The sequence below is a fragment of the Streptomyces boncukensis genome, assembly GCF_011045075.1.
GTDB lineage: Bacteria > Actinomycetota > Actinomycetes > Streptomycetales > Streptomycetaceae > Streptomyces > Streptomyces boncukensis.
The window spans coordinates 1-8288 of record NZ_JAAKZZ010000344.1 but is presented as its reverse complement, the minus strand read 5'-3'; the positions used below and the strand labels follow the sequence as shown (position 1 = coordinate 8288).

At 75.7% G+C, this 8288-nt stretch carries 5 protein-coding genes; 3 read left to right on the top strand and 2 right to left on the bottom strand.

Annotated features, from left to right (window positions below):
- Together G5C65_RS25965 and G5C65_RS25960 are read right to left on the bottom strand one after the other, a co-directional pair.
- Nucleotides 1-753, bottom strand: a 753-nt coding sequence (locus G5C65_RS25965; protein ID WP_165301359.1) for a BTAD domain-containing putative transcriptional regulator, incomplete at its 3' end; no start/stop codon positions are given.
- A 104-nt stretch (nt 754-857) separates the two neighbouring features.
- Nucleotides 858-3197, bottom strand: coding sequence for an asparagine synthase-related protein (locus tag G5C65_RS25960; protein ID WP_206442276.1), 2340 nt, complete (start codon nt 3195-3197; stop codon nt 858-860).
- 850 nt (nt 3198-4047) lie between these two features.
- Between G5C65_RS25960 and G5C65_RS25955 the strand changes: the two genes are divergently transcribed.
- From G5C65_RS25955 to trmB, 3 genes are all read left to right on the top strand, one after another.
- On the top strand, nt 4048-5601 hold the full coding sequence (locus tag G5C65_RS25955) for an NsdA family TPR-like regulatory protein (protein WP_165301357.1): 1554 nt from the start codon (nt 4048-4050) through the stop codon (nt 5599-5601).
- Between the two features lie 55 nt (nt 5602-5656).
- Nucleotides 5657-6949 (top strand): L-2-hydroxyglutarate oxidase, encoded by a 1293-nt coding sequence (gene lhgO / locus G5C65_RS25950; protein WP_420903360.1) that lies wholly within the window; start codon nt 5657-5659, stop codon nt 6947-6949.
- Nucleotides 6950-7352: 403 nt separating this feature from the next.
- On the top strand, nt 7353-8078 hold the full coding sequence (gene trmB, locus G5C65_RS25945) for a tRNA (guanosine(46)-N7)-methyltransferase TrmB (RefSeq protein WP_165301360.1): 726 nt from the start codon (nt 7353-7355) through the stop codon (nt 8076-8078).
- Nucleotides 8079-8288: the final 210 nt, after the last annotated feature.

Below are 8288 nucleotides of genomic sequence, written 5' to 3'. Positions count from 1 at the left end.
TCCCGGCGCGGACTGCGACAGCAGCTCCGCGTGCAGGGTGCGGAGTTCGGCGCCCGGGTCGGCGCCCAGGCGGCTCGCCATGTCCTTGCGTACGGCCTCGTACGCGGTCAGCGCCTCCGCCGTCCGTCCGCTGTCGCGCAGGGCGCGGAGGAACAGCGCCTGCAGCGGCTCGTCCAGCGGGCGCTCGGCGGCCTGTTCGCGCAGCTCCGGCAGGATCGCGGCGGCGCGGCCGAGCGCCAGTTCGGCGGCGAGGCGGCGCTGGAGCGCTGCGGTCCGCCGGCCCTCGGCGCGGGCTGCGGCGGAGGTGCGGTCCGGCAGGTCGGCGAGGGCCGGGCCGCGCCAGAGCGCGAGGGCCTCGCGGAGGGTGGCGGCTGCCGTGGCCGGGTCGCCCGCTTCGAGGGCGCGTTCGCCCTCCTGGGCCAGGCGCTGGAAGCGGAACAGGTCGATGTCGTCGGGCTCGGCGCAGAGGCGGTAGCCGCCGGGGCCGGACTGGACCGCCTCCTTGCCGAGGGCCCGGCGGAGCCGTCCGACGAGCGCCTGGAGGGCGGCCGGGGCGTTGTCGGGGAGGGCCTCGGGCGTGCTGTCGGCGTCCGCCCACACCTCGCCGATCAGGGTTTCCGGAGGGACGGGCGCGGGGTTCTCGGCGTGCAGCGCGAGCGCGGCGAGCAGGGAACGGAGCCGCTGGCCGCCCAGGGGGAGGGGGCTGCCGGTGGTGTCCCGTACTTCGGTCGGGCCCAGGATGAGATACCGCACCGTGCCATTGTCCCTGGCACGGGTGATTCTCCCGCCCCATTTTTCGGGGCGGGCGGCCCGGTCGCGCACCGCCCCGGGGCCGTGACCGGGCGGAGCGCTTCCTCCTACAGCGCGGGGCGTTGCTGGGCGGGGGCCACTCCGGCGGTCGCGGCGCGGCGCCGCGCGGGGGCTGCGCCGCCGGTCCAGCAGGTGCCGCGGCGCGCCAGCAGGCGGGCCAGCCACAGCTCCATCGACACCAGGTCGGCGAGTCCGTCCAGCGGGAGGGGCTCGCCCCGGGCCGCCGCTCCTATCGCCTTGCGTACGGTCCGCGCCTCCACCAGCCCCGCGTCGGCCAGCAGCGGGGCGGCGAAGAGCTGCATCAGGTCGTCGGCGGCCAGCCGCAGGCCCGCGCGGACCGAGGCGGTGTGACCGGTGTGCGAGGGCGCGCCCCAGCCGGGCGGCAGTTCGTGGACGCCCGCGCCCGCGAGCGCCGCGCGCAGTACGGAGGCCCGCGCCCCGGGGCGTACGCGGAGCGCCTCGGGGAGGTCCCGGGAGGCGCGTACCACTTGGTTGTCGTAGAACGGCGCGTGCAGCCGCTGGTTGCGGATCTCCACGGCCTGTTCGAAGACCCGGTGGTCGGCGGCGCGGCGGGCGAGCGCAGCGCGCGCACGGCGTTCGCCGGGGCGTTCGATCGTGGGGCGGGACTGGGCCGCGGCCTCCAGGCGGAGCGAGACCTCGGCGAGCGCCTCGCCCGTCAGCCAGCGCGCGGCGGGCCCGGGGCGGCACCAGGTGAGCGCGGCGACGGAGGCGTCGACGGCGCTGTCGCCCGCGCCGTCCGTCCAGCCGCCGTCCCGCTCCCGGAAGCTGCCGTCGCGCAGCTGCGCCGCGGTCTCCTCGACGCCCTCCCGGTAGGGCGTACGGGCGAGCCGGCGCGCGGCGCGGTAGATCGTGACCGGCACCAGCAGCGAGCGGCTGGGGACGGTGCCCTCGGACTTGGCGAGCGCCGCAACCGGCCGGACGAGGTGCCGGCGGCGCCGGTCCAGCAGCAGGTCGGCCAGCCGCGCCGGGTGGGCGTCCAGGACGTGGCGGGCGCCGAGGCCGAGGAAGTGGTCGGCGCTGCCGGCCGAGAGCCGATAGCGGTGCCGCTCGGAGGTGATCAGGGAGGGGCCCGGCTCGTCGGTGAGCGGGCCGCTGGCGAGATCGGCGTACGGGAGGACCTCGTCGTCGCCGGTGACGACGACGTGGTGCAGCCGCGGGCTCTCGCCGATGGCGCGGGCGCGCTCCAGCTCCTCCTGCTTGCCCTCGCTGACGGCCAGGTCGTTGTAGGTGACGGCCAGCAGCCGCTCGCCCGCGCCGGAGGCGCCCATCCCGAAGACGGTGCCGGGCATGCCGGGCAGTCCGGAAGCGAGCAGCGCGAGGGTGCCGGAGGCGGCGCCTCCGGACAGGTCGGCGCCGATGCCGGGCGCCGGTCCGCCGCGGGCCGCGCGCCGGTCGGCGGGCCCCATGCCGGGGACCGGTCCGGGGTCGCGTTCGTCGAAGTCGTGCTCGGCGGCGTGCCGCGGGGCGGCGAAGCGGGCCCGTACGGCCTCCACGAGCGCGTCCCGCACGCCCGCCACCGCCTCCTCGGCGGCGACCGGCGGGGCGCCGACGACGAGCGAGGAGGCGGGCTCATAGCTGGCGATCTCGCGGCTGCCGCCCTCGCGGATGATCAGCGCGTGGCCGGGCGGCACCCGCCGCACCCCGGCGAACGGGGTGCCGTCGCCGAGCGCTTCGGGCGCGTCCGGGCAGGCGAGCCGGGCCGCGAGATGGCCGACGTCGAGCTGGGCCTCGATCAGGTCGGCGAGCGGGAGGGCCGCCGTGGCGTAGGCGGTGCCGCCGGCCCAGGGGGCGTAGAAGACGGGCCGGGCGCCCGCCAGATCGGCGGGGATGGTCAGACGGCGGCCGATGCACGCGACGGCGGTGTAGCTACCGGGCCAGGAGGTGAGCTGGCGAAACGCTCCGCCGCGCGCGGCGACCAGGCCGAGCCGCAGCTCCTCGTCGGAGGCGCCGCAGCAGCCGAAGACGGCGAGCCGCAGGTGCGGTTCGGCCTCGACGACGCGCACCTCGTCGGGCCGCCAGTCGCCGACGGCCCACAGCGGGTCCGGGTCGCCCCACAGCGGCTGGGCGCCGACGGGCTGCAGCGCCTCGCCCTCGTCGCCGTACGGCACGCCCTCGCCGTACGGGCCGTTCGGGCCGTAGGGGACACCGTCGAGGCCGAAGCCGCTGTACGGGTCTCGGGGCCCCGGGCCCGGCCCGCCCGAGGCGGCCGGTCTGCCCTGTCTGCCCTGTCTACCCGGTCTGCCCGGTCCGCCCGGTCCCCCTGGTCCTCCCGGTCCTCCTGGCTCGCCGGGTCCGCCGGGTCCGCCGGGTCCGCCCGCTGCGTGGGGTCCCGCCGCGGCGCTGCTCCACCCCACCAACCAACGCATCGCCGCCCGCCTTCTCGGCCCGAACGCCGTGTGAATGCCGCCTGGGTGCCCTTTGAGAGCTGTGTCGTTGCGGCCATGGTGCCACGAGAGTGGCGCGCGGGAGTCGGGCGAGGGGCGCTGGCCATCGGAAAACACGCGGGTGTTCACCACCCCCGGAGCGCCGGGGGCGCGCCCTGCCGCGCCGGAGCGCGCTGGCGCATATACCGGGGGCGTCCGCTTCTGGCACCGCACAGCCGTCCGAGGATGGACCGATGACTTTCGGCCAAAAATGGCGAACACACACGCGACATGAAGCGCCCGGAATGCGGGTATGCCCTAGAGGTGTCCGGCGGATCCACGGATCGTGTGTGCCCGGCATCGGGGCTGCGCTCGCCGGCCCTGCTCCCGCAAGGCGCCGACTCAGAACCGGGCTCAGGGCGTCCTTTCAGCCCGGGAGGCATGACCGCCCCCCGGGCCGAACCGCCGCCCGCGGGGAATGAGACGGCGGTGTCCCCCAGCCCACTGAACCCTGTGCAGCGGGCCGACCCACGCAGGTCCCATGGAAGCGCTCCCGGTGAGGGCGGCACAGGCGCATTTGCGGGCGCACGGCCACACACCCGGAGCACACCTCTCCCATGTTTTCGCACACGATTCCGGCCGCGGCGCGCGATGGCGCGGGCGGTTGGCACGTGACCCGTGCACGTACACGCGTACGGACATAGATCCCGCCATCCGGGAGGACGCCCCTTAACGGTAGGGATGCATCGAACTACGCTGGGTTGGCAGTGCTTCCCGCGCGCCGCCGTGCGCGCATTCGGGAGGGGGCCCCGCGCCCGGGCGCGGGGTGGTCGTCGGTGTGTCAGGGGTGCGCATGTCCAGGGAGTCACGCGGGCCGAATGAGAAGCTCGGCACCGTCCTCGCCCTCGCAGGAATCAGCAACGCGGGACTCGCCCGCAGGGTCAACGACCTCGGGGCACAACGCGGTCTGACGCTCCGGTACGACAAGACCTCCGTGGCGCGCTGGGTCTCCAAGGGGATGGTCCCGCAGGGAGCGGCGCCGCATCTGATCGCCGCGGCCATCGGCAGCAAGCTGGGCCGCCCGGTGCCGCTGCACGAGATCGGCCTCGCGGACGCCGACCCGACGCCCGAGGTCGGGCTCGCCTTCCCGCGCGAGGTGAGCGCGGCGGTGAAGTCGGCCACCGATCTGTACCGGCTGGACCTGGCCGGGCGGCGCGGGGGCGGCAGCATATGGCAGTCGCTGGCGGGCTCCTTCGCGGTGAGCGCGTACGCGACGCCGACCTCGCGGTGGTTGATAACCCCCGTCGACAGCTCGGTGGCCCGGGACGAGGCGATGGCGACGGGCGTCAGCAGCCGCCTCACCCCCTTCGCCGACGGCCACGATGTGCACGGCCCCGAAGGGGAGGCGCACCCGAACGGCAGCGGCGCGATCGCGGGCCGCGGCCGGGACCCCCGGGACCCCCGGGACGACGAGGGCATCAGCGTCCCGCTCCGGGTCGGCCACAGCGATGTCTCCAAGCTCCGCGAGGCGGCCGACGAGGCCCGCCGCTGGGACTCCAAGTACGGCGGAGGGGACTGGCGTTCGTCCATGGTCCCCGAGTGCCTGCGGGTGGACGCGGCCCCGCTGCTCCTCGGCGCGTACACCGACGAGGTGGGCCGCTCCCTGTTCGGCGCCACCGCCGAACTCACCCGGCTCGCCGGCTGGATGGCCTTCGACACCGGCCAGCAGGAGGCCGCCCAGCGGTACTACATCCAGGCGCTGCGGCTGGCCCGCGCCGCGGCGGACGTGCCGCTCGGCGGCTATGTCCTGGCGTCGATGTCCCTGCAGGCGACGTACCGCGGCTTCGCGGACGAGGGTGTGGACTTGGCGCAGGCCGCGCTGGAGCGCAACCGCGGGCTGGCCACGGCCCGCACCATGAGCTTCTTCCAGCTGGTGGAGGCCAGAGCCCACGCGAAGGCGAACGACGCACAGGCGTGCGCCGCCTCGCTGGCCACCGCCGAGAGCTGGCTGGAGCGCTCGCGCGGCGGCGACACCGACCCCAGCTGGCTCGACTTCTACTCGTACGACAGACTCGCGGCCGACGCCGCCGAGTGCTACCGCGATCTCAAGGCCCCGCGCCAGGTACGCCGCTTCACGGAGAAGGCGCTGTCGCGTCCGACGGAGGAGTTCGTGCGCTCGCACGGGCTGAGACTCGTGGTCTCCGCCGTAGCCGAACTGGAGTCGGGAAACCTGGACGCGGCGTGCGCGGCGGGCACGCGCGCCGTGGAGGTCGCCGGACGCATCTCGTCCGCGCGGACCACGGAGTACGTCCGCGATCTGCTCAACCGCCTGGAGCCGTACGGGGACGAACCCCGGGTCGCGGAGCTGCGGGAGCGGGCCAGGCCGCTGCTGGTGGCCCCGGCGTGACGGCCGGTGGCGCCGGCGTGACGCGAGCCGCAGCCTTTTGCCGGTGGGCCGGGTCATGATGGGAAGCGTGTCCACCACCTCCCGAGGACCTCGAAGAGCGCCCGCCTCCCGAACGGCGGACGGCGCCGTGCCGTACGACGCCGAGGTGCTGGTGATCGGCGCCGGCATCGTCGGCCTGTCGACCGCGTACGCGCTGACGCGTGCCGTGCCGGGCACGCGGGTGACCGTCCTGGAGAAGGAGCCGGGCCCGGCCCGGCACCAGTCCGGGCGCAACAGCGGCGTGATCCACAGCGGGATCTACTACCCCCCGGGCTCGCTCAAGGCGAGGTTCGCGCTCAGCGGCTCGGCCGAGATGGCCAAGTTCTGCGCGGAGCACGCCATTCCGTATGAGCTGACGGGCAAGCTCATCGTGGCCACCGAGCGCGCTGAGCTGCCCCGGCTGCACGCCCTGATCCAGCGCGGCCGGCAGCACGGGCTGCCGGTGCGGGAGCTGGGTCCGGCGCAGATCGCGGAGCGCGAGCCGCATGTGCGGGGGCTGGCGGCCATCCACGTCGGGACGACGGGCGTCTGCGACTTCGCCGAGGTGGCCCGCCATCTGGCCCGGCTCACCAGCGCGGCGGGCGGCGAGCTGCGCTACGGGCCGGGCGCCGAGGTGACGGCGGTGGACCGCCGCGCCGGGCGCGGCGTGGCGGTGCGCACGGCCGACGGCAGCGTGCTGCGGGCCCGCGTCCTGATCAACTGCGCGGGGCTGCACAGCGACCGCGTCGCCCGGCTCGCCGGGGACGAGCCCGCGGCCCGGATCCTCCCCTTCCGGGGCGAGTTCCACGTGCTGCCGCTGGAGCGCCGGGAGCTGGTGCGCGGCCTGGTCTATCCGGTGCCGGACCCGGCGTTCCCGTTCCTGGGCGTGCATCTGACGCGCGGCGTGCACGGCGACGTGCACATCGGGCCGAACGCCGTCCCGGCCCTGGCCCGCGAGGGGTACGGGTGGCGGACGGCGGGCGCGGCCGACCTGGCGGCGGCGCTGGGGTTCCCCGGAAGCTGGCGGATGGCCCGCCGCCACTGGCGGTACGGCGCGGGCGAGCTGCGCCGCTCGGTCTCGCGGCGCGCCCTCACAGAGACGGTGCGCAGGCTCCTCCCGGAGGTGGAGCCCGGCGATCTGCTGCCGGCGCCCGCCGGGGTCCGCGCACAGGCGGTGCTGCGGGACGGCACGCTGGTCGACGACTTCCTCATCGACGAGGGCCCGCACACGGTGCACGTCCTCAACGCCCCGTCCCCCGCCGCGACGGCGTCCCTCCCCATCGGCCGGGAGATCGCCCAGCGCGCCCTCGCGGCGCTGCGTCTCGTATAGGCCCTGCCAGGGCGTGCCCGGCATCGGGCCGGCGCTTGCCACCCCCGAAGGGGCGCGGGGCTGTGTCCATAGCGGCTCCGCCGCGGGGCGCGACCAGCCACGCACGCACCCGCACCCGCACCCGCACCCGCACCCTGCGACGCAACAGCAAGAGGCAGCCCCGGCCCAGCACGACCCCTCGGATCGGCTGCGCCCATGCGACCCCCGCGCTCCCCGCGCTCCCCGCGGCGGGACACCCGCGGAAACCCAGCGGAACCTAAGGGGAGTAGCACACGTAATCCCCATACATCCGCCAGGGGGCGCTGCCGGTCACGGGGATGCGGCGGACCGCTCCCTCCGCGTCGGCGGACCGCCCCCTTCCGCGCCCCCGTAAAATAAACCCACTGTGTCCGAGAAACCGTCGATGTTCCCGCACGGGAGCGGCCCCGCAGCCGACCCGGCCGGATCGCACCACGAACGCCGCATCCGCAGCTTCCAGCCCCGCCGCAGCCGGGTCACGGCCGCACAGCGCGCCGCGCTGCACCGGCTCTGGCCCCGCTGGGGCTTCGACATCGACGGCCTGCACCGCCTCGACCTGGGCGAGCTGTTCGGCGACCCGCAGCTGCCCGTCGTGCTGGAGATCGGCTTCGGCATGGGCGAGGCCACAGCGCAGATGGCGGCGGACGACCCGGAGACGGGCCTCCTCGCCGTCGACGTCCACACCCCGGGCCAGGGGAACCTGCTGCGCCTCGCCGAGGAGCAGGGCCTGACGAACGTACGGGTCGGCAACGGCGACGCCGTCATCCTGCTGCGCGAGATGATCGCCCCCGCGTCCCTGGCCGGGCTCCGCGTCTTCTTCCCCGACCCCTGGCCCAAGACCCGGCACCACAAGCGGCGGCTGATCCAGCCCGCGTTCCTGGACCTCGCCGCACCGGCGCTGCGTCCGGGCGCGCTCCTCCACTGCGCGACGGACTGGGAGGACTACGCGGAGCAGATGCTCGACGTCCTGACCGGGCACCCCCGCTTCGAGAACGTCCAGGCCGACGGCGGCTTCGCGCCCCGCCCGGCGCACCGGCCGCTCACCCGCTTCGAGGGGCAGGGCCTGGACAAGGGGCATCCGGTGTACGACCTGCTGTTCCGCCGCCTGTGACGGCTCCGGCGGCCACTGCCGGGCCCACCACAAACGCCGTACGGACATCTTGCCGAGACCGGACATGACCACATCCGGCACGCACTCGTTACTGTCGTTGGGTGCATGAGGAGGAGAGCGGCGCCCGGCGCGCGCCCGTGAACCCCGTTAACGCGGTCCCCGGCCCCCGGGAGCCCGCGCAACCGGGCGCGCCGGCGCACGCCCCGGGCC

What these genes read in the sequence shown, in the direction of transcription:
- G5C65_RS25960 (WP_206442276.1), bottom strand. Translation starts at nt 3,197, where the DNA reads ATGCGTTGGTTGGTGGGGTGGAGCAGCGCCGCGGCGGGACCCCACGCA.
- G5C65_RS25955 (WP_165301357.1), top strand. Translation starts at nt 4,048, where the DNA reads ATGTCCAGGGAGTCACGCGGGCCGAATGAGAAGCTCGGCACCGTCCTC.
- lhgO (WP_420903360.1), top strand. Translation starts at nt 5,657, where the DNA reads ATGATGGGAAGCGTGTCCACCACCTCCCGAGGACCTCGAAGAGCGCCC.
- trmB (WP_165301360.1), top strand. Translation starts at nt 7,353, where the DNA reads ATGTTCCCGCACGGGAGCGGCCCCGCAGCCGACCCGGCCGGATCGCAC.